Origin of the sequence: Streptococcus sanguinis (assembly GCF_003943735.1) — a bacterium.
Lineage (GTDB): Bacteria > Bacillota > Bacilli > Lactobacillales > Streptococcaceae > Streptococcus > Streptococcus sanguinis_E.
Map to the genome: position 1 here is coordinate 133,464 of NZ_RJMV01000004.1, position 25,054 is coordinate 158,517.

Below are 25,054 nucleotides of genomic sequence, written 5' to 3' on the forward strand. Positions count from 1 at the left end.
AGTTTATTAACGGAATTTCTTCAAGCCTATGTTAGTCTTCAGACTTTTTCTTCCTCTTCTCTAAGCCAAACAGTCCCAAACCTGATACTCCCGCAAGCAAGCTTGCTGCTAAATATGAGGTTTCTTCTGTACCAGTCTTAGGAAGGGATTTTGCATCCTCACTCTTAGAAAGAGATGGTGGTGCAGGCGTAATCGTCCGCTCTGGCTGAACAGGATTTTCTGTCACAGTCGGAACATAAACTGCTGAAATAGTTTGACCATTACGGTCTTTGCGAATCACTGTCACACCATCAGCTTGGCCGACAAAGCCAGTTTCCGGTACAAAGGTCACAGTGCCATCTGGCGCAATCGTATAAGTACCTTGACCTGGAACAATCTTTTCGGTGCTGCCATCCTCGAATGTTGGCGGAACAGTTGGATCCACGTCGCCTTCAAAGATAGGCTTGCCGGTTTGAGACTGGCCTTTGAGACCGGTGCTGCCGGTATCTTCTGTAGCAGTGCTTCCCAAAACAGTTGGGGTATAGGTAGCCATCACGGCATTGCCATAAATATCTGAACGCTTCACGACGACTCCACGAGCAGTTCCGACAAAGTCGGCTTCTGGCACAAAGGTTATTGCTCCCAGAACGGTAAATCTATACGTTCCCTCACCTGGGACAACCTTTTCGGTGCTGCCATCCGCAAAGGTTGGTGCCACCGCCTGATCGATCGCCCCTTCAAAGGTTGGCGTGCCCGTTTGAGCTTGGCCCTTGCGGCCGCTAGATACACTGTCCTGACTGGTTGATGGTTCAACTACGGTCGGAATATAGCGAGCCGTCACTGAGCTACCGTTCTTATCACGACGGACAAGAGTCACACCAGTACCCTGACCAAGGAAATCAGCATCTGGAGTGAAGGTCACTGTACCGTCTGGTGTGATGGTATAAGTTCCTTGACCTGGAATTGTTTTTTCCTTACTTCCATCTTCGAAAGTTGGCGCAATTGTTTCATCAATTGGAACTAGTGGATCACCTGCTTCGAAGATAGGTTTGCCAGTTTGAACATGGCCCTTGATATTTGTAGATGTAGCATCTTTACCAGTTGGAGTTACCTTGGCGAACTCTGGACTGTATGTCGCAGTTACTGGAGTGCCATTCTTATCAACACGTTTTACAGTGATTGGATCTGGCTTGCCTACAAACTGCTTATCTGGCGTGAAAGTGACTGCTCCATCTGGAGCAATCGTGTAAGTTCCTTGACCTGGAATGGTCTTCTTCTTGCTGCCATCTTCGAAGCTTGGCTCTACTAGGTCATCAATTGGAACCAGTGGGTCACCACCTTGGAAGGTTGGGGTACCCATTTGAGGAACACCTTGAGGACCAGTGCTGGTCGCATTGGCACCTGTAGGAATCACTTCTTTCACTACTGCTTGGTACTTGACGGTAACAGCGGTGCCATTGGCATCAGTGCGTGTCAATTCGAGTTCTGGTGTTTCACCCTTGAACTGTTTATCTGGGGTAAAGGTTACCTTGCCATTTGCATCCACTTCGAACTTACCGACATTCGGTACTTCTTTGACAGAAGAACCATTGTCAAATAACGGAGTTGAACCAGCTGGGAATGGAACAGAGTCATGGCCTGGGGTGAAGGTGACTTTTCCTTCTTGAACCTGACCCTGCAGGCCTTCTGTCTTCTCACCAGTTCCTGTAGGAATCACTTTCGTAAACTCTGGACTGTAGGTCGCTGTCACTGGTGTGCCGTTCTTGTCAACACGTTTCACAATTACTGAATCTGGCTTACCTACAAACTGCTTGTCTGGCGTGAAAGTCACTGCGCCATCTGGAGTGATGGTGTAAGTGCCCTGGCCTGGAATCTTCTTCTCCTTACTTCCATCTTCGAAAGTTGGCTCTACTGAGCCATCAATTGGAACCAGTGGATCGCCGCCTGCGAAGGTCGGTGTGCCAGTTTGAGGGACACCTTGAGGACCGGTGCTTGTTGCATTGGTGCTGGTTGGCGTAACCTTAGTAAACTCTGGACTGTAAGTCGCAGTCACTGGTGTGCCGTTCTTATCAACACGTTTCACAGTGATTGGATCCGGTTTACCTACATACTGCTTGTCTGGGGTGAAGGTCACTACGCCATCTAGAGCAATCGTGTATGTTCCTTGACCTGGAATGGTCTTCTTCTTGCTTCCGTCGTCGAAGCTTGGTTCAACGATTTCATCGATTGGAACTAGTGGATCGCCTCCTTGGAAAGTTGGGGTGCCAGTTTGCGGAACACCTTGAGGACCAGTGCTCGTTGCATTGGTACCCGTTGGAGTTACCTTGGTAACAGTCGGCGTATAACTAGCAGTCACTTCCGTGCCGTTCTTATCAACACGTTTCACAGTGATTGGTTCTGGTGTACCAACATATTGTTTTTCAGGTGTGAAAGTCACTGCGCCATCCGGAGTGATGGTATACGTTCCTTGACCCGGAAGTGTCTTCTTCTTGCTTCCATCTTCGAAAGTTGGCTCAACTGTTTCATCAATTGGAACTAGTGGATCACCACCCGCAAAGGTTGGAATGCCAGTTTGAGGGACACCTTGAGGACCTGTGCTAGTCGCATTGGTGCTGATTGGAGTTACCTTGGTAACGGTCGGTGTATAAGTAGCAGTAACTTCAGTACCATTCTTATCCACACGTTTCACAGTGACTGGTGTTGGTGTACCAATATACTGTTTCTCTGGAGTAAAGGTAACAGAACCATCTGAGTTGATAGTGTATTCCCCTACTCCCTGAACAGTCTTCTTAGACTGACCGTCTTCGAAGGTCATCGGACTATCCATATCAATTGGAACAGCAGAATCGCCAGGAGTGAAGGTAGGTGTCCCCTTTTGTGGTTGACCTTGAAGGCCAGTTGATTCAGCATTGGTGCCAGTTGGAGTTACCTTGGTAACTTCTGGGGTATAGGTAGCAGTTATTTCTGTACCGTTAGCATCGACTCGTTTAACCGTAACAGGTGTCGCCTTGCCAGTGAATTGCTTATCCGGAGTGAAGGTAATGGAACCATCTGAATTAATGGTATAAGTTCCTTGATTAGCCACTACCAAAGTATCAGTCCCATTTTCAAAGGTCATTGGCTTGGTCATATCGATTGGAACCGCTTGGTCACCTGGACTGAAAGTTGGCTTGCCACTTTGCGGTTGACCTTGAAGGCCAGTTGATTCAGCATTGGTGCTAGTAGGCATTACCCGTGTTACCGTTGGCGTATAGGTAGCAGTCACTTCTGTTCCGTTTTTATCTACACGTTTAACAGTAACTGAAGCTGGGGTCCCCACATACTGTTTGTCTGGGGTAAAGGTGATAGTACCATCTGAGTTGATGGTATATTCCCCTACTCCTTGAACCGTCTTCTTAGGTTGACCATCTTCAAATGTCATTGGAGAATCCATATCAATCGGAACAAGTGGATCACCACCTTGGAAGCTTGGGCTACCTGTTTGCGGAACGCCCTGAGGACCTGTGCTAGTCGCATCGGTGCCTCTTGGAACCACTTCTTTCACTACTGCTTGGTATTTGACTGTAACAGGAGTGCCATTGGCATCGGTGCGAGTCAATTCAAGCTCTGGTGTTTCCCCCTTAAACTGCTTGAGTGGGGTAAAGGTAACCTTACCATCAGAGTCCACTTCAAACTTACCGACATTTGGCACTTCTTTCACTGTTGAATTATTATCAAATAGCGGAGTCGAACCAGCAGGGAACGGAACAGAGTCGTGCCCTGGGGTGAAGGTCACTTTACCTTCTTGAACTTGACCTTGCAGGCCTTCTGTCTTGTTTCCAACACCAGTTGGCTTTACAGCCGTTACTGTTGCTTGATATTTTGCCTTAGCAAGGGTACCGTTGACATCTGCACGACTGACTTCAATTTCTGGCGTTTTACCTACGAATGTCTTAACCGGTGTAAAGGTAATATTACCATCAATATCCACTTCAAACTTGCCAACATTTTCAATTTCTTTCACATTAGTACCAGTGTCAAAAACTGGGGAATTATCTGCTGAAAAACCAACTTCTGGTCTTCCGGCTTCAAAAGTAATCTTACCATTCTGAACCAATCCTTGTGGACCTTCAGTCTGATCGCCAGTTGCGTTTGGAATAACTTCTTCAACAGTAGGAGTATATTTAGCTGTCACTTCGGTTCCATTCGCATCTACACGTTTGACCGTGACTGGTGTTGCCTTACCAGTAAATTTCTTCTCCGGCTTAAAGGTAATGGAACCATCTGAATTAATCGTATAAGTTCCTTGATTAGCTACTACCAATGTGTCAGTCCCATTTTCAAAGGTCATTGGCTTGGCCATATCGATTGGGACTGCTTGGTCACCTGGGGTAAAGATCGGCTTGCCGCTTTGTGGTTGTCCTTGCAGGCCTGTTGACTCAGCATTGGTGCTAGTTGGTGTGACCCGTGTTACCGTTGGCGTGTAAGTAGCAGTAACTTCAGTGCCATTCGTATCTACACGTTTAACTGTAACTGGTGTTGGTGTGCCCACATATTGCTTTTCTGGAGTGAAAGTAATCGAACCATCTGACTCAATGACATAAGTACCGACCTTATCTACCTTCTTAGTTGTTTGATTATCTTCAAAGGTCATTGGTTGGGCTATATCAATCGGCACAGCTTTGTCACCCGCAGTAAAAGTAGGTGTACCTGATTGTGGTAGACCTTGAAGACCAGTGCTAGTCGCATTGGTACCTGTAGGAACCACTTCTTTCACCACTGCTTGGTATTTGACTGTAACAGGAGTGCCATTCACATCTGCTCGAATCAATGTCAGCTCAGGAGTGGTTCCCTTAAACTGCTTGTCTGGCGTGAAAGTAACCTTACCATTAGCATCCACTTCAAATTTACCAACGGTTGGAATCTCTTTTACAGTCAAACCATTGTCAAAGAGCGGAGTTGTTTCAGCTGGGAATGGTACAGAGGCATGACCTGGGGTGAAGATAACATGACCTTCTTGAACCTGACCTTGCAATCCTTCTGTCTTATCACCAGTACCAGTCGGAGTTACCTTGGTAACAGTTGGCGTATAGGTTGCTCTTACTTCTGTGCCATTTTCGTCAACTCGTTTGACCGTCACCGCGGCTGGGGTACCCACATATTTCTTATCTGGAGTAAAGGTAATAGATCCATCTGAATTGATGGTGTATTCTCCCACGCCCGCAACAATCTTCTTAAGTTGATCATTGTCAAAGGTCATTTGCTTGTTATAGTCAATTGGGACCGCTGGGTCGCCTTCCTTGAAGACCGGCGTTCCTGTTTGTGGCACCCCTTGAGGACCTGATGAAGTAGCAGATGTGCTGGTTGGTGTGACCTTGGTCACGTTAGGTGTATAGGTAGCAGTCACTTCTGTGCCGTTGGCATCTACGCGTTTAACCGTAACTGGTGTCGCCTTGCCAGTGAATTGCTTAAGCGGCTTGAAGGTAATGGTATCATCTGAATTGATAGTATAAGTTCCTTCATTGGCTATTTCCAAGGTATCCGTCCCATTTTCAAAAGTCATGGCTTTGCTCATGTCAATTGGGATTTGTTGGTCACCTGCAGTGAAAGTTGGCTTACCACTTTGTGCTTGACCTTGAAGACCAGTTGATTCAGCATTGGTACTTCTTGGCGTTACTTGGGTTACCTTAGGTTGATAACGTGCTCGGTGTGCTTTACCGTCGGTATCACTGACTTGAACTACCACTGGGTCTGGCGTGCCATAAAAAGTCTTGATAGGCTTGAAGGTCACTTGGCCGGTATTTGGATCCAATTCATAGGTTCCCACTTGCTGGCCATTGGCCATGGCAGGCACCGTATTTTCTGTTACCAGTCGTCCATTCGCATCCACAAAGCTAGCCGGACGAGTAGCTTCTGGCATGACAGGGGTCGTATTCGCATCATCATCATTAAAGACTAGCGTTTTATTTTGTTCCAGTCCCTGAAGACCACTTGATTCGTAGTTTGGAATCTTACGGACTGTTGGCACATAACGGCCGTCCATGTTATTCAACTGATCATTTTTATTAGGGTCAGAAGCATCCGTCGAAGTCCAACCAGTCGAGGTGCCATTGCTGTCAGTCCAACGAATATTAATTCCGTCAGCAGTTCCAGAAAAGGCAGCATTTGGTGTGAAGGCAACTTGCACGTCATTGTCCTTGATGGTCAAGCGATAGGTCCCTTCTGGACGAATATAGTTGCCATCAACGGCTGTCAGAACTTGGCCTTGCTTATCCAAAACCTGAGGCGCTTGGGTGCTCATAACTGCATTGATACTATCGTCTGAGCGATCCGTTCCTTTAGGTGTGAAGTGAAGGACAGCAGTTTGAGTCTCACCTGTAAAGCCGTCCGTAGTCTGCTTCTCCCCCTTAGGAGGATAAATGCGGTGTAAGAGCATATCTTCTACTTCACCACTAAAGGCAATACCGGTTGGTTGTTCAATATCACCTTTATTAGTCGCAATTCGGAAACGCATACCCAATTTGTCCACTTGGCCACCAATAATATTTGGGTTGGCATTGAAGGTCAAGGTATAGTCACCAGCAGCTGTAATCTCTTGTAGGTTGCTACCTTCGCTTTCATTAAAGACTCCATCATTATTGAAGTCTATCCATGCCTTGACATAAGATTTAGCATTGCCATTTGGGTTAGCTTTGATTTTAATTGTGTAAGTTCCATTTTTTGCTTTGTCTAAATCAAGCAAATCATTAGAAGCACTTAATTGATCGTCCGCTAGTAATTGGCTTGCCCCCTCGTCCTTGTGTTCCTTTTTATCATCCAGAACCCAATTATTAGCTGTATCAACATCAATGTCTGCTGGAGTAGTCCCTAAGTAAGGCTGATTAATTAACTTACCAGTCAGAGAATCACGACCTGAAATGGTATGGAAGGCTTCGCCATAAGTCGCTGGCGCATCACTGCCATCCACCACTAAGAATCCCATCATCATAGCCTGTTGCCCAGATGATGCTACATAGAAACCTACTTCAGATGCCCCACGCGTCATCACCACAGGAACCGTCCGTTCGTTAGAGCGGTTTGGCCCAAAGACCTGAGTCCCCAAGCCACCTGTCACTGTATCCGGACTGAGGTATTTATACCAGTCTACGCTTGTATCTCTTAAGATTAAGAGACCTCTTCTCTTTACATTTTCATCATCCAACATTTGCTTGGTAATAACGGTATAGGCTTCTTTGGCAGTACTCTTATTCTTCCATTCACCGAGATATTCCCATCCTTCTCCGTTAGTAGTGAAGATAGCAAATTCACCTGGGTTGGCATCTTCACCATCGGCCATAACCACCGTAGGGGCTACGCGCTTGCCTAGATAGGTAGCTTCAATTTGGAATTTTACTCCCCAGTTGGTTGAGTTCTCTGGGTAAACCAGCTGGGTCTTTCGTCCTTGCGTATTGAACCCTTGATCACGAATGGCAGTCCATTGATTCTGAATAGCTCCTGTCACCGAAGGAGGGGTTTGACCATACTTTGCTGCAGACTTTAAATATCCATTCTGAGCATTTGGGTCATAAGTATTTGCTGTCGGTGTTCCTTCAACCCGTTTTCTATAAGTTTCAGTCGAGTTAAAAGGTTTAAGCTCAGTGACCGTCAGGGTTACTTCATAGCCCGGTGAAATTTCCTTTTTGAAGGTAGTTCCTACTTGGAGTCCGCCTCGTGAATCCAATCCTTTCCAACTTGCAGTATCCGAAAAATCAAGCCAAGTAATCTGTTTGGCTAATTGGGTACTATCTTTCTTGACAGATTCCTCCAAGCTTGGTTTAGGTACTCGTGGCGTAGAGGTAGCATCATCTGCCCCAGCTGGTCCAGTACCTATCGTAACTCCTGTTGTTACGCTGTTCTGTTGTCCAGTAGGTGTAGCATCCCGTCTCACACGACGAGAGCGATTAGGCTGAGATACATCTGCTATTGCTTCTGACTTTTCAGCCACGACAGCCGCGTTAGATATTTCTGGGTGAACAGTGATTGGTTGAGTATTCTCAACTGGTTTAGTTGCTGTAGATTCAGTAGATTCTCCAACTTTCTCAGACTCTGAGCTTCTGGGACTAGGATTATCATCTGATTGAGGAATCTCAGTAGCAAAAGCAAGTGCTGAACTTTCTTTTGCTTGTATATGTTCAGAAGCAACAGTTTCAGCAGAATTCACTGATGATTCGGCTATTCCTGTTTGCGAAACTTCGTTTTGGACACCAGAATCACTAGCTTCGTCAGCACTAACTTGTGCCGCTGCTCCCAAAAGAAGCAGGGTTGACAAGAGCACAGAACAAACACCGACGTTTAGTTTTCGAATCGAAAACTTACGCAGGTGAGGATTAAATAAATCTTTTCCCATAATAATCTCCTAAATAATCATCTAGTTACAATAGTTTTATTATACAACATTCCATTTTGGTTAGCTATATATATAACTATAATTATATAAATTTTTTTAAAAAATGGACATAAAGTACTTTAAAGTCTAATTTTTTAAAACAAAAGAAAAAATAAACCATAGAAAAATCCTTATAAATTAAATAAATCTAAGGATATTTCAGATTCTACTTTAATATTTAATATTTTAGAAATGCTATTATTATGAAGTTTTTAAGAGTTTTTCTCTTTGGATATAAAGAAAAAAGATTCACTAACGAATCTTTTCCCTTTTATTTTAATATCTAAGAAAGCCAAATTCTTAAATTTTAGCCTTCAGACTTTTTCTTTCTCTTCTCTAAACCAATCAGTCCCAAACCTGATACTCCCGCAAGTAAACTTGCAGCTAAGTATGAGGTTTCTTCTGTACCGGTCTTAGGAAGAGCTTTTGCACCCTCACTCTTAGAAAGAGACGGCGGTGCAGGCGTAATCGTCCGCTCTGGCTGAACAGGATCTTCTGTCACAGTCGGAACGTAAACCGCTGAAATCGTCTGGCCATTGCGGTCTTTGCGAATCACTGTCACACCGTCTGCTTGACCGACAAAGCCCGTTTCCGGTACAAAAGTCACGGTGCCATCTGGCGCAATCGTGTAGGTTCCTTGGCCTGGAACAACCTTTTCGGTGCTGCCATCCTCAAAAGTTGGCGGAACGGTTGGATTCACGTCGCCTTCAAAGATTGGTTTACCAGTCTGCGGCTGGCCTTTGAGACCCGTGCTGCCAGTATCTTCTGTGGCAGTGCTTCCCAAAACAGTTGGGGTATAGGTAGCCGTCACGGCATTGCCATAAATATCTGAACGCTTCACGACAACTCCACTGGCAGTTCCGACAAAGTCAGCTTCTGGTACGAAGGTCACTGCCCCCAGAACGGTAAACCTATAAGTTCCCTCACCCGGAACAACCTTTTCGGTGCTGCCGTCCGCAAAGGTCGGTGCTACCGCTTGGTCAATCGCCCCTTCAAAGGTAGGCGTGCCTGTTTGAGCTTGACCCTTGCGACCGCTAGACACACTGTCCTTGCTGGTTGATGGTTCAACCACGGTTGGAACATAGCGAGCTGTCACTGAGGTGCCATTTTTATCACGACGGACAAGGGTCACACCGCTTCCCTGACCAAGGAAATCAGCTTCTGGAGTGAAAGTAACTGTACCGTCTGGTGAGATAGTGTACGTTCCTTGACCTGGAATGGTCTTTTCCTTACTTCCATCTTCGAAGCTTGGTGCAATCGTCTCATCAATTGGCACAAGTGGATCACCTGCTTCAAAGACAGGTTTGCCAGTTTGAACATGACCTTTGATATTCGTAGAGGTCGCATCTTTACCAGTTGGACTTACCTTGGTAAACTCTGGACTATAGGTAGCCGTTACTGGTGTACCGTTCTCATCAACACGTTTCACAGTAACTGGATCTGGCTTGCCTACGAATTGCTTCTCAGGAGTGAAGGTCACTGCCCCATCTGGAGAGATAGTGTAAGTTCCTTGGCCTGGAATGTTCTTCTCTTTACTTCCATCTTCAAAGGTAGGCTCTACTGTTTCATCAATTGGTACAAGTGGATTACCACCTGTGAAGGTTGGGGTACCGGTTTGTGGAACGCCCTGAGGACCAGTGCTAGTTGCGTTAGTGCCAGTTGGCGTTACCTTAGTAAACTCTGGACTGTAAGTGGCAGTCACTGGTGTGCCGTTCTTATCAACACGTTTCACAGTAACTGGATCTGGCTTCCCTACAAACTGCTTCTCTGGGGTGAAGGTCACTGCGCCATCTGGAGCAATCGTGTATGTTCCTTGACCTGGAATAGTCTTCTCCTTACTTCCATCTCCGAAAGTTGGCTCAACTGTTTCATCAATTGGAACTAGTGGATCACCACCTGTGAAGGTTGGGGTACCGGTTTGTGGAACGCCCTGAGGACCAGTGCTAGTTGCGTTAGTGCCAGTTGGCGTTACCTTAGTAAACTCTGGACTGTAAGTGGAAGTCACTGGTGTGCTGTTCTTATCAACACGTTTCACAGTAACTGGATCTGGCTTGCCTACGAATTGCTTCTCAGGAGTGAAGGTCACTGCCCCATCTGGAGAGATAGTGTAAGTTCCTTGACCTGGAATGTTCTTCTCTTTACTTCCATCTTCAAAGGTAGGCTCTACTGTTTCATCAATTGGTACAAGTGGATTACCACCTGTGAAGGTTGGGGTACCGGTTTGTGGAACGCCCTGAGGACCAGTGCTAGTTGCGTTAGTGCCAGTTGGCGTTACCTTAGTAAACTCTGGACTGTAAGTGGAAGTCACTGGTGTGCCGTTCTTATCAACACGTTTCACAGTAACTGGATCTGGCTTGCCTACGAATTGCTTCTCAGGAGTGAAGGTCACTGCCCCATCTGGAGCAATCGTGTAAGTTCCTTGACCTGGAATGTTCTTCTCTTTACTTCCATCTTCAAAGGTCGGTTCAACTGTTTCATCAATCGGAACTAGTGGGTCACCGCCCGCAAAGGTTGGAGTGCCCGTTTGTGGAAGACCTTGAGGGCCAGTGCCAGTCGCATTAGTACCTACCGGCGTTACCTTAGTAACAGTTGGCGTGTAAGTTGCAGTCACTTCCGTGCCATTTTTATCAATACGTTTTACTGTAACTGGTGTTGGTGTGCCAACATACTGTTTCTCAGGAGTAAAAGTGATAGAACCATCTGAGTTAATAGTGTATATCCCCACTCCCTGAACAGTCTTCTTAGGCTGACCATCTTCGAAAGTCATTGGAGAATCCATGTCAATTGGAACAGCTGAGTCGCCAGGAGTGAAAGTGGGCGTCCCCTTTTGCGCTTGACCTTGGAGGCCGGTTGATTCAGCATTGATGCTAGTTGGAGTTACTTGCGTAACGTTTGGCCAATAAACTGCATCTGCAGTAGAACCGTTCTTATCCCTTACACGAAGATGTGCAGGAGTAGGCGTTCCGTAGAAATCAGGAGCAGGTTGGAAGCTAATATCTCCATTAGCTTGAACAGTGTAAGTTCCTTGTAGCTTGCCACTTGCGTCGCTAACTGCCAAGGTATTACCCTGTTGAACCTGCCCATCCACAACGAATTGTGGTCCTGCTGGGTTTAATGGGACTGTTTGTGTTTGGTTATTAACAGTTGCTTGACCTGGAGTAAAGTTTAGGTGACTCGTTTGAAGTTTCCCTTGGAGGCCAGTAGTCTGTGTATCTTGACCTGTTGGGGTCGCAGCCTTAACTTCAGCTTGATAAGTTGCGGTTACTTCTGTCCCGTTCATATCAACACGTTTAACAGATTCAGCACTTGGACGGCCAGTGTAGCTAGGAACTGGCTGGAAGGTTACACGACCTGCGTTATCAACCATATAAGTTCCAACATTCGGAACAACCTTAGTTGTTTGACCGTTATCAAAAGTTGGAGCAACTGCCTCATTAATTGGCACACGATTATCACCTGGCGTAAAGATCAAATTACCAGATTGTTCAGCACCTTGAATACCTTCAGAGTTTGCTCCTTGTGCTGTTGGAACAACACGAGTTACTGTCGGTTGATAGGTTGCACGGTGCTCTGTCCCATCGGTATCATGCAATTGTAGATTGACTGGGTCAACTGTCCCCACAAACGACTTATTCGGAGTGAAAGTCACACGCCCAGTAGCTGGATCTAACTCAAAGGTTCCCACTTCTTGGCCTTGCGAGGTTGCCTTCGCGCTTGTTCCAACAATACGATTGCCATCAGCATCCAAGAAAGAGACAGGATTCGTTGCAGATGGTTGAGCAGGTGTCTTAGCAGGATTGCCATCATTAAAGACAATATCTTGCACTTGAGGCAAACCTTGTGCGTCCGTCGAACGATGTTCCGTGAAATTCAAAACAGTCGGAATATAGCGAGCATCCATATTATTCAACTTATCGTTGATAACAGGTTCTCCATTATTCTTCGCAATCCAATCTGTACTTGCACCATTAGTATCAACACGGCGGATATTAATTCCTTGAGTAGTACCGATAAAGCCAGTGCTAGGTTCAAATATCACATCCACATTTGCACCCTTGGCTGTTACTTTATATCGTCCCTCAGCAGTACTGTACCAACCGTCGCCATCTGCTGTTAATGTATGACCTGCATTGTCCAAAACGACAGGTGCTACAGTTGTATCAATAGCCGCTTTCTTGCTTTCATCATTTTGATCAATACCTTGAGGTGTAAACTGAAGAGTAGCTTTCTGAGGCTGGCCGATTATTCCCGTACTTTCCTTCTTTTCACCCTTTGGCGGATAGGTCAAGATGACTTCTAAGTCTTCAACTTCCCCACTAAAGGCTGTTCCAGTAGGTTTTTCAATATCTCCCTTATTCAGGGCAATGCGGACCCGCATTCCCAGCTTGCTAACTGCAGGATTGGTCATCGCTGGATTATTCTTAAAATTAACAGTATAGTCACCAGCCGTTGTTACTTCAGTAAATTCGCTGGCCTCATTTTCATCAAAAACACCGTTTTGATTGAAATCAATCCAAGCACGAATATAGGCCTTGCTATTGCCATTGGCAGATGCTTGGAGACGAACTGAGTAGTCACCATTTTGAAGACGATTAACTCGGAAAAGGTTATTTGTCTTACCAGTCAAATCAGAAGGCAAGAGCTGATCAACCCCTTCGTCTGCGTGATCAGTATCGTCATCATGTCTCCAGTCATTACCCGAAGTAGTATCAATATCAGCTTCAACTCGACCCAAGAATGGCTGAGGAGTTCTTGCACCTGTATTGGCATCATAACCAGAAATAGCATGAACAGCATTTCCATAAGAAGCTGGTGCATCTCCTTCATCAACTACCATAAAACCAATCATAGCAGCTTGCTGACCAGAAGAAGCAATATAAATTCCAACTTCTGAAGCACCTCGTGTCATCACAATCGGAACTGTGTGATCTTTAGAAGTATTAGGACCAAAGACCTGGGAGCCTAAGCCTCCTGTTTTTTGATCTGGATTAGTAAAAGCAGTCCAGTCGATTACAGGTATAGTCGCATTATCTCCTATATATTGACCATATCTGTTAGGGTTCATTGGGGCATAAGTTTCGGTAATTACAGACCCATCTGTCCGAACACGTTTCCATTCTGCCAAGTGTTCCCATCCTTGGCCATTGGTCGTGAAGATAGCATACTCCCCTGGGTTGGCTTCTTCTCCATCAGACATGATAACCGTTGCTTTTACAGGTTTTCCAAGGTAAGTCGCTTCTACCTTGAATTTTATACCGTAGCTAGCACCATTTTTAGGGACTTGTAATTGAGTCTTTCGACCATTGGTGTTAATCCCTTGGTCTCGGACGGCTGTCCATTGATTCTGTTCCGCTCCTATAATTTTCGGTCTAGCTGAATCTCCTTCGGCTTCTTGCTTTTTATAGTCTTCATTTACATATCTGAACCAAGTGTTTTTCGCATTCGGATCATAGCTGTTTTCATACTCAGTACCCTTGACGCGGTCACGATAAATCTCTGTTGAGTGGAAAGGTTTTAATTCCGTCACTGTCAGTTTAATACGATAGCCTGGAGAAATTTCTTTCTCATAGACAGTACCAACTTTAAAGGAATCATCCGTATCTAAGTTACTAATGGCAGTTTTATCGCCAAGATCCAGCCAGTTGATTTGCTTCATCAACTCCGTGGGGTTCTTTTTTTCAGAGTCAGCCAAAGTAGGCTTCTCAATGGTGTTGTTAGGATCACCATCTCGAAGACCAGTAGGTGCCGCATCCCGTCTTACGCGACGAGAGCGACTAGGCTGAGCAGTCTCTGTAGTTCCTGCCGGTTGAGCAGGAGCTGGTTGGGCATTATCTTCAGTCTTAACTTCTGCAGGAACAACAGCTGGTGCAAAGGTAGTTTCTGTCGCTGGCTGCTCACTTGTTGACTTATCAACTGAATCATGCCTTGCAGTAGCTACCGCAGACGCATCTTCTGCTTGAACTGCAATAGTGTCAGGCTTATTTTCCTCAGCTGGTGAATTTACTGATTCTGCAGTACTTACTGAGGAATCAGCTATGCCTGTTTGAGAAACCTCGCTTTGAGTCCCAGAAGAAACAGTTTCATCAGCACTAACCTGCGCAGCTGCTCCCAAAAGAAGCAGGGTTGATAAGAGCACAGAACAAACACCGACGTTTAGTTTCCGAATCGAAAACTTACGCAGGTGAGGATTAAATAAATCTTTTCCCATAATAATCTCCTAAATAATCATTTAAATTGCAGCTTTTATTATACACTATTCTATTTTAGTTATCCATATATATAACTATTATTGTAACAAACTAACATTGTAATTAGACACTTTGTTAAAAATAGTCTATTTTTAACAAAAAATAGGAAAGATCCATAAACGAATCTTTCCTCTTTCAATCTAGAGTCTGAAACCTAAGCTCTCACCATTTAATCTTCAGACTTTTTCTTTCTCTTCTCTAAGCCAATCAGTCCCAAACCTGATACTCCCGCAAGTAAACTTGCAGCTAAGTATGAGGTTTCTTCTGTACCAGTCTTAGGAAGGGATTTTGCACCCTCACTCTTAGAAAGAGACGGTGGTGCAGGTGTAATCGTCCGCTCCGGCTGAACAGGATTTTCTGTCACAGTCGGAACGTAAACCGCTGAAATCGTCTGACCATTGCGGTCTTTGCGAATCACTGTTACGCCGTCAGCTTGACCGACAAAGCCCGTTTCCGGTACAAAGGTCACAGTACCATCTGGCGCAATCGTGTAAGTACCTTGGCCTGGAACAGCCTTTTCGGTGCTGCCATCCTCGAAAGTTGGCGGAACGGTTGGATCCACGTCGCCTTCAAAGATAGGTTTACCAGTCTGAGGCTGCCCTTTAAGCCCAGTGCTGCTGGTATCTTCTGTATCAGTGCTTCCCAATACAGTCGGAGTATAAGTCGCTGTTACGGCATTGCCATAAATATCTGAACGCTTCACGACAACTCCGCGAGCAGTTCCGACAAAGTCGGCTTCCGGCACAAAGGTCACTGCTCCCAGCATATTGAACCTGTAAGTTCCCTCACCTGGGACAACCATTTCGGTGCTGCCGTCCGCAAAGGTCGGTGCTACTGCCTGGTCAATCGCCCCTTCAAAGGTTGGCGTGCCCGTTTGAGCTTGACCCTTGCGACCGCTGGACACACTGTTCTTGCTGGTTGATGGTTCAACCACGGTTGGAACATAGCGAGCCGTCACTGAGCTGCCATTCTTATCACGACGGACAAGGGTCACACCGCTTCCCTGACCAAGGAAATCAGCTTCTGGAGTGAAGGTGACTGTACCATCTGGTGCGATAGTATAAGTTCCCTGACCCGGAATAGTCTTTTCCTTGCTTTCGTCTTCGAAGGTTGGCTCTACTAACTCATCAATTGGAACCAATGGATCACCTGCTTCGAAGACAGGTTTGCCAGTCTGAACATGCCCCTTGATATTTGTAGAGGTCGCATTTTTACCAGTTGGGACTACTGCTTTCACTATTGCTTGATATTTGACAATAACAGGAGTTCCGTTAGTATCTAAACGAATCAATCCCAGTTCTGACGTTTCACCCTTGAATTGTTTTATTGGAGTAAAGGTCACCTTGTTATCCGCATCCACTTCGAACTTACCAACATTTGGCACTTCTTTAATATTCTTTCCGTTACCAAAGAGTGGAGTCGAACCTGCTGGGAATGGAACTAATTTATGTCCTGGCGTGAAAGTCACTTGACCTTTTTGAACCTGACCTTGCAGACCTTCTGTCTTAGTGCCAGTACCAGTCGGAGTTACCTTAGTGAACTCTGGACTGTAGGTCGCAGTTACTGGTGTACCATTTTTATCTACTCGTTTCACAGTGATTGGATCTGGTTTGCCCACAAACTGCTTGTCGGGAGTGAAGGTTACTGCGCCATCCGGAGTAATGGTATAAGTTCCCTGACCTGGAATGGTCTTCTTCTTGCTTCCATCTTCGAAAGTTGGCTCTACTGTCTCATCGATCGGAACTAGTGGGTCTGCACCTTTGAAAGTTGGAGTGCCGGTTTGCGGAAGACCTTGTGGGCCAGTGCTCATTACGGTTGTGCCTGTTGGAGTCACCTCTTTCACTACCGCTTGGTACTTAACTGTAACAGGGGTGCCATTGACATCAGTGCGAGTTAATTCGAGTTCTGGTGTCTCACCCTTGAATTGTTTGTCGGGAGTGAAGGTCACCTTGCCGTCTGCGTCCACTTCAAACTTACCAACATTTGGTACTTCTTTAACTGTGGAACCATTGTCAAATAACGGAGTCGAATCCGCTGGGAATGGAACTGAATCATGACCAGGCGTGAAGGTCACTTTGCCTTCTTGGACTTGGCCTTGAAGCCCTTCTGTCTTGACACCAGTACCAGTTGGAGTTACCTTGGTGAACTCTGGACTGTAGGTCGCTGTTACTGGTGTGCCATTCTTGTCCACTCGCTTGACTGTGATTGGGTCCGGCTTACCTACAAACTGCTTGTCCGGTGTGAAGGTCACTACGCCATCTGGAGTAATGGTGTAAGTTCCCTGACCTGGAATATTTTTCTCTTTGTTTCCATCTTCGAAGATTGGCTCAACTGTTTCGTCAATCGGAACTAGTGGGTCACCACCTGTGAAGGTTGGAGTACCCGTTTGAGGAAGGCCTTGTGGGCCAGTGCTAGTTGCAGTAGTACCTATTGGGGTCACTTTCTCAACAGTTGGTGTGTACTTAGCCGTCACTGGTGTACCATTCTTATCTACCCGCTTAACAGTTACCGGATCTGGTGTACCAACATATTGCTTGTCAGGTGTGAAAGTAACAGATCCATCTGGCGTTACTTCGAAGATTCCGACATTTGGAACTTCCTTGCGTTTGCTTCCATCATCGAATGTCGCTGGAGTATCATTATCCAGTGGTACATTCGGGTCGCCACCGACAAAGTTTGGTTTACCCGTTTGTGGTCGGCCTTGTGGACCAGTGCTAGTTGACGTAGTAGCTGTTGGAGTTACCTCTCTCACTACTGCTTGGTACTTGACAGTTGCTGGTGTTCCATTAGCATCAGTCCGAGTCAATTCGAGTTCTGGCGTTTCACCCTTGAATTGTTTGTCTGGAGTGAAAGTAACCTTGCCATCCGCATCCACTTCAAACTTACCAACATTCGGCACTTCTTTGACAGAAGAACCATTATCGAACATCGGAGTTGAACCTGCCGGGAATGGAACTAATTTATGCCCTGGCGTGAAGGTAACTTTCCCTTCTTGAACTTGGCCTTGAAGTCCTTCTGTCTTAGTACCGGTTCCTGTCGGAGTTACAGCAGTCACAGTCGCTTGATAGTTAGCCTTAGCTACTGTACCATTGGCATCGGCACGGCTGAGTTCGATTTCTGAAGTTTTGCCTACAAAGGTTTTGACTGGAGTAAAGGTGACATTACCCTCTCCGTCTACTTCGAACTTACCAACTTTGGCAATTTCTTTGACATTTGTGCCAGTATCAAAGACTGGCGTACTGTTTTCTGGGAAGCCGACTTGCGGATTTCCTGCTTCAAAAGTAATCTTACCTTTTTGAACTTGGCCTTGAAGCCCCTCTGTCTGAGCACCTGTGGCTCTTGGAGTGACTTTTTCAACAGTTGGTGTGTACTTAGCCGTCACTGGTGTACCATTCTTATCTACCCGCTTAACAGTTACCGGATCTGGTGTACCAATATATTGCTTGTCAGGTGTGAAAGTAACAGATCCATCTGGCGTTACTTCGAAGACTCCGACATTTGGAACTTCCTTGCGTTTGCTTCCATCATCGAATGTCGCTGGAGTATCATTATCCAGTGGTACATTCGGGTCGCCACCAACAAAGTTTGGTTTACCTGTTTGAGGGCGGCCTTGTGGGCCTGTACTGGTTGAGGTGGTGCCTGTTGGAGCTACCTCTTTCACTACCGCTTGGTACTTGACGGTTACTGATGTTCCATTGGCATCAATGCGAGTCAATTCGAGTTCCGGTGTTTCACCCTTGAATTGTTTGTCTGGAGTGAAAGTCACCTTGCCGTCCGCATCCACTTCGAACTTACCAACATTTGGCACTTCTTTAACTGCGGTACCATTATCGAATAATGGAGTTGAACCTGCTGGGAATGGTACAGAGGCATGACCAGGTGTGAAGCTAACATGACCTTCTTGAACCTGACCTTGCAATCCTTCAGTCTTATCACCAGTACCAGTTGGAGTTACCTTAGTAAACTCTGGACTGTAAGTTGCCGTCACTGGAGTGCCGTTCTTATCCACTCGCTTCACTGTGATTGGGTCCGGTTTACCTACAAACTGCTTGTCTGGTGTGAAGGTCACTGCGCCATCTGGAGTTATGGTGTAAGTGCCCTGACCTGGAATCTTCTTCTCCTTACTTCCATCTGCGAAAGTTGGCTCAACGGTTTCATCGATTGGAACCAGTGGATCTCCACCCTCAAAGGTTGGGGTACCAGTTTGTGGAAGGCCTTGAGGACCGGTGCTGGTTGCATTAGTACCTGTTGGAGTTACTTTAGTAAATTCTGGGCTGTAAGTTGCCGTTACTGGAGTGCCATTCTTGTCCACTCGCTTCACTGTGATTGGGTCCGGTTTACCTACAAACTGCTTGTCCGGTGTGAAGGTCACTACGCCATCTGGAGTAATGGTGTAAGTTCCTTGGCCTGGAATCTTCTTCTCCTTACTTCCATCTGCGAAAGTTGGTTCAACTGTTTCATCAATCGGAACTAGTGGGTCCGCAGCTTTGAAGATTGGAGTTCCTGTTTGTGGGATACCTTGTGGACCGGTGCTCGTAACGGTAGTACCTATCGGAGTTACTTCTTTCACTATCGCTTGGTACTTGACTGTTACTGGAGTTCCGTTGGCATCCACACGAATAATTCCTAATTCTGGTGTTTCACCCTTGAACTGCTTGTCTGGAGTGAAAGTTACACTGCCATCAGCATCTACTTCGAACTTACCGATATTTGGTACTTCTTTAATATTTTTTCCGTTACCAAATAGCGGAGTCGAGCCTGCTGGGAATGGAACTAATTCATGACCTGGTGTGAAGGTGACATGACCTTTTTGAACCTGACCTTGCAAGCCCTCTGTCTTGTCACCAGTACCTGTCGGAGTAACAGCGGTCACAATCGCTTGGTAATTGGCTTTTGCTGCTGTACCGTTGATATCTGTACGGCTGAGTTCAACTTCTGGTGTCTTACCGACAAACGATTTGACTGGTGTGAAAGTAACATTCCCCTCTGTATCAACCTCGAACTTACCGACTTTGGCAATTTCTTTTACAGTAGTACCAGTATCAAAGACCGGTGTGCTGTCGGTTGGGAAGCCGACTTGCGGACTTCCTGCTTCAAAAGTAACCTTGCCTTTTTGAACTTGGCCTTGAAGCCCCTCCGTCTGAGCACCTGTCGCTCTTGGAGTCACTTTCTCAACAGTTGGCGTATACTTGGCTGTCACAGGAGTGCCATTTTTGTCCACTCGCTTAACAATAACCGGATCTGGTGTGCCAACAAATTGCTTATCTGGGGTAAAGGTGACAGAACCGTCTGGTGCCACTTCAAAGATACCGACATTTGGAACAACCTTGCGCTTGCTTCCGTCATCGAAAGTAGCCGGAGTATCATTATCCAGTGGAACTCCCGGAGTGCCGCTCACGAAGTTTGGCTTGCCTGTTTGTGGACGGCCTTGCTCACCAGTGCTGGTGATATTTGTTCCCGTTGGAACCACTTCTTTCACCACTGCTTGGTATTTGACGGTAACAGGAGTGCCATTCACATCTGCTCGAACCAATGTCAGCTCAGGAGTGATTCCCTTAAACTGCTTGTCTGGCGTGAAAGTCACCTTGCCATTCGCATCCACTTCAAATTTACCAACGGTTGGAATCTCTTTAACAGTCAAACCATTGTCAAAGAGCGGAGTTGTTTCAGCTGGGAATGGAACTGAGGCATGACCAGGTGTGAAGGTAACATGGCCTTCTTGAACCTGACCTTGCAATCCTTCTGTCTTATCTCCAGTACCAGTTGGAGTGACTTTAGTAAACTCAGGACTGTAAGTCGCAGTGACTGGTGTACCATTCTTATCAACACGTTTCACTGTCACTGAATCTGGCTTTCCTACAAACTGCTTCTCTGGTGTGAAGGTAACTGTGCCATCTGGTGCAATGGTGTAAGTTCCCTGACCTGGAATAGCCTTTTTCTTACTGCCATCTTCGAAAGTTGGCTCTACTGCTTCATCAATTGGAACCAGTAGATCACCACCTTGGAAAGTTGGGGTACCCGTCTGAGGAAGACCTTGTGGACCGGTGCTAGTCACATTAGTTCCTGTTGGAGTTACTGGTGTAACTGTCGCGATATAAGTGACTTTCGCGGCAATACCATTTGCATCTTTGCGAGAAATGCTAATTTCTGGTGTTTCACCTACAAAGCGCTTGTCTGGCGTGAAGGTGATATTGCCCTCCGCATCTACTTCAAACTTACCGACTTTGGCAATTTCTTTTACATTGGTGCCGGTGTCAAAGACTGGTGAACTGTCAACTGGGAATCCTACTTTAGGATCTCCAGCTTTAAAAGTTACACGTCCTTTTTGAACTTGGCCTTGCGGACCTTCTGTCTGATCTCCAGTTCCCGTCGGAGTCACAGCAGTCACAGTCGCTCGATATTTGGCCTTAGCTACTGTACCGTTGACATCTGTACGGCTGAGTTCGATTTCTGGTGTCTTACCTACAAATGTTTTGACTGGAGTAAAGGTGACATTCCCCTCTCCGTCCACCTCGAACTTACCGATTTTGGCAATTTCTTTCACATTCGTGCCAGTATCAAAGACTGGAGTGCTGTTTTCTGGGAAACCAACCTGAGGACTTCCTGGTTCAAAAGTAACCTTGTCTTTTTGAACTTGACCTTGAGGGCCTTTTGTCTGAGCGCCTGTGGCTCTTGGAGTCACTTTCTCAACAGTAGGCGTGTACTTAGCCGTCACAGGAGTGCCATTCTTATCTACACGCTTAACAACAACCGGATCTGGTGTGCCAACATATTGCTTGTCCGGTGTGAAAGTAACAGATCCATCTGGTGCCACTTCAAAGATTCCGACATTTGGAACCACCTTGCGCTTGCTTCCATCTTCGAAAGTCGCTGGAGTATCATTATCCAATGGTACATCTGGGTTGCCACTGACAAAGTTTGGCTTACCTGTCTGTGGACGGCCTTGTTTACCAGTGCTGGTGATGTTTGTTCCTGTTGGAGTTACAGCAGTGACTGTTGCCTTGTAGATAGCTGTAGCTGTGCTGCCATTCGTATCTGTACGAGTAATCCTGATGTCAGGTGTAAGGCCTTTAAATTGTTTCTCTGGAGTAAAGGTTACATTTCCATTCACATCCACTTCAAACTTACCAACAGTAGGCACTTCTTTAACAGTCGAACCATTGTCAAAGAGCGGAGTTGAGCCAGCCGGAAAGACCACTGTTTGTTTTTGACCGTTGACTTGCGCAGAACCTTCTGTGAAGCTGACTTTCCCTTGCTGCACTTGGCCTTGTATACCACTGGTTTCAGCATTCGTCGCACTTGGTGCTGCTGCTTTTACATCAGCCTGATAGGTAGCTGTTACTTCTGTTCCATTGACATCTACTCGCTTGATAGTCTCTGCTGCTGGACGTCCAGTATAAGTCGGCAGTGGAGTAAAGGTAACTAGACCTTGATTATCAACCTGATAGGTACCAACACCAGCAACTATTTTAGTCTGGCTGCCATTATCAAAGGTTGGCAACTTCTTGCTATCAATAGGCACACGATTATTGCCCGGATTGAAGGTCAGCTGTCCTGTCTGAACTGCACCTTGAATGCCCTCACTGCTGGCACCTTGAGCAGATGGTCTAACAGGAGTCACCTTTGGCTGATAAACAGCTTGATGCGGAATACCTTTGCCATCAAGCATTTGAACAGACACAGGGTCAACAGTACCAACGAAGTTTTTGTTTGGTTTGAAAGTAATCTTACCTGTTGAAGGCTCGACTTCAAAACGACCAATTTCCTGACCATTTGATAAAGCTGGAACTCTAGTATCATCTGTAGTCGTTCCATCTGCTCTCACAAATTTTACAGGATTTGTTGTACTTGGACTTGCAGGAGTTTTGCCAGCATCTCCATCATTAAAGACAGGTGTCTTTTCTTGCGTTAGTCCTTGAGCATCCCTTGTTTCATACTTAGGAACATTCAGCACGGTTGGCACATAGCGTCCATCCATAGTGTTGAGCTGATCGTTGATGACTGCTTCAGCTTGATTCTTAGCAACCCAGTCTGTGCTTGCACCATTAGTGTCAAAGCGACGGATGTTAATCCCCTGAGCTGTGCCGATAAAGCCAGCCTTAGGCTCATATACCACGTCTACATCAGCACCATTTGCTGTTACTTTATAACGGCCTTCAGCAGTGTTGTACCAGCCTGCTGCATCAGCAGTCAGGGCATTTCCTCTCGCATCTAATACAATCGGATCTTTAGTAGTATCAATCGCTACTCTCTTGTTTTCAGTATTTTGAGCAATCCCCTGTGGAGTGAAATGAAGAGTGGCTGTCTGTCTCTGATCACGGATTCCAGTACTTTCCTTCTTCTCTCCTTTTGGTGGATAGGTCAGTTCAACTTCTAGGTCTTCCACCTCACCGCTGAATGCTGTTCCAGTAGGTTTCTCAATATCTCCCTTGTTCAAGGCAATCCGAACCCGCATTCCCAGTTTGCTAAGTTCAGGATTGGTCATGGCTGGGTTCTTCTTAAAGTTAACAGTATAATCTCCCGCAGTTGTTACTTCGGTAAATTCACTGGCTTCATCTTCATCGAAGACACCATTATTATTGAAGTCAATCCAGGCACGGACATAGGCTTTTTCGTATCCGTTAGCTGAAGCATGGATGCGGAGAGAATAATCTCCGTCGTGCAGACGGTTTACTGGAAAAAGACCATTGGTTTTCCCGACTAAATCATCAGACAAGAGCTGATTAATACCTTCATCGGCTAAATCATTCTGATCGTCATGCTTCCAGTTGTTTCCAGATGTGGTATCAATATCAGCCGCAACACGGCCCAAGAATGGCTGTGGATTTTGACCGCCAGTTTCTGCATTGTATCTTGAAATAGCATGGATAGCTTTTCCATAGGAATCCGGTGCATCACCTTCATCGATTGCCATAAAACCAATCATCGCAGCCTGCTGACCAGAAGAAGCTATGTAAATACCAACCTCTGAAGCACCACGAGTCATGACAAGCGGAATTGTATTGTTTCTAGAAACGTTCGGTCCAAATACTTGACTTCCCAGTCCGCCAGTCTTTTGGTCAGGACTGACATAGGCCTGCCAATGAACACCAGTACCGTCATCTCCAATAAATTGGCCTTCTGTGGTAGGTTTCATTGGCTTATAGGTTTCTGTAATCTCAGTAGTCACACCATTTGCGTCTGTAACTGTACGCTTCCACTCGGCTAAATGTTCCCAACCCTTACCATTGGTTGTAAAGATAGCATACTCACCAGGGTTTGCCTCTTCGCCATCAGCCATGACAACTGTTGCTTTAACTGGCTTCCCACGATATCTAGCTTCAACTTTGAACTTCACGCCATAGTTGGCTTCATCTTTAGGAACCTGCAGTTGGGTTTTACGCCCTTTAGTATCAATTCCCTCTGACTTAATAGCTGAATATTGATTCTGAGCTGCACCAGTAATTTTAGGACGGTAATCATCACCATACCAATACTGATAAGCATAATTATTACTATTGTTATATTGAAGCCAAGTATTTTTTGCATTGGGATCATAACTGCTTTCGTACTCAGTTCCCTTTACTCGATCACGATAGATCTCTGTCGCATAGAAAGGTTTCAATTCCGTCACGGTCAGTTTGACCACATAGCCCGGCGAAATTTCCTTTTCATATACTGTTCCAACTTTAAAGGAGCCATCTTTATCTAGATTTCTCAGTGATTTAGTATCACCAAAATCTAGCCAGTTTACCTGCTTCATCAACTCATCAGAGCGTTTCCTCACTGATTCTTCCAGTGTTGGTTTAGAAACTGTAGGATTAGCTGTTGCATCTTGTATAGCAGAGCTAGCTTGACCAGCAGGACTGGTAGTACGAAATGATGTTCCTGTCTCCATTGGCTGGCCATTACGCTCAGACCTCGGCATAGCTGCAGAACTTGGTTTTGGCGTATATTGCACTGAATAAGAGCGAGTCTGACTAGCTTCAGCAGGTCTTGCTTCATTAGAGGTCTCAGCTGTCTGATTAGCTTCTTGTGGCTTTTCAGGTGTCGCTTGCTCTAGAGCTGCAGCTGGACTAACCAGCTGATTTTGATTAACACTTGCTTCTGAGTTAGCTGTTTCAGAAACAGCAGATGTTGCTGTATTCTCAAGAGCAGGCTGACTGACTGGCTGACTCACAGCAGAGTCCGTCGGTTTTTCTGGCAGTGAGATATTATCATCTACAGATCCGCTGGCAGTTTCATCTGCATTGACCGTAGCCGCAGTACCTAAAAGGAAAACGGTAGATAATAATACCGAGCAAACTCCGACATTTAATTTTCGAATTGAAAACTTGTTTAAATGGGGATTAAATAATTCTTTTCCCATAGAATCTCCTATATTAATATTTAATAGCAACTGGTATTATACAACATTTATATTTAGTTAGCCATGGATATGACT

General features: G+C 45.8%; 3 protein-coding genes. All 3 read right to left on the reverse strand.

Annotated elements, in window-relative coordinates; translation table 11 throughout:
- Nucleotides 1-31: 31 nt before the first annotated feature.
- The gene (locus tag D8877_RS06490) at nucleotides 32-8,344 is read right to left on the reverse strand and encodes a CshA/CshB family fibrillar adhesin-related protein (protein WP_125352780.1); all 8,313 of its coding nucleotides are present in this window, start codon (nucleotides 8,342-8,344) and stop codon (nucleotides 32-34) included.
- A gap of 346 nt (nucleotides 8,345-8,690) precedes the next feature.
- Nucleotides 8,691-14,591, reverse strand: coding sequence for a CshA/CshB family fibrillar adhesin-related protein (locus D8877_RS06495; protein WP_125352782.1), 5,901 nt, complete (start codon nucleotides 14,589-14,591; stop codon nucleotides 8,691-8,693).
- A 209-nt stretch (nucleotides 14,592-14,800) separates the two neighbouring features.
- Complete coding sequence (locus D8877_RS06500; protein WP_125352784.1) at nucleotides 14,801-24,979, reverse strand: CshA/CshB family fibrillar adhesin-related protein; 10,179 nt, start codon at nucleotides 24,977-24,979, stop codon at nucleotides 14,801-14,803.
- Nucleotides 24,980-25,054 lie beyond the last annotated feature (75 nt).

Excerpts from the sequence above, each read along its gene's own strand:
- D8877_RS06500 (WP_125352784.1), bottom strand. The coding sequence starts at position 24,979 with ATGGGAAAAGAATTATTTAATCCCCATTTAAACAAGTTTTCAATTCGA.
- D8877_RS06495 (WP_125352782.1), bottom strand. The coding sequence starts at position 14,591 with ATGGGAAAAGATTTATTTAATCCTCACCTGCGTAAGTTTTCGATTCGG.
- D8877_RS06490 (WP_125352780.1), bottom strand. The coding sequence starts at position 8,344 with ATGGGAAAAGATTTATTTAATCCTCACCTGCGTAAGTTTTCGATTCGA.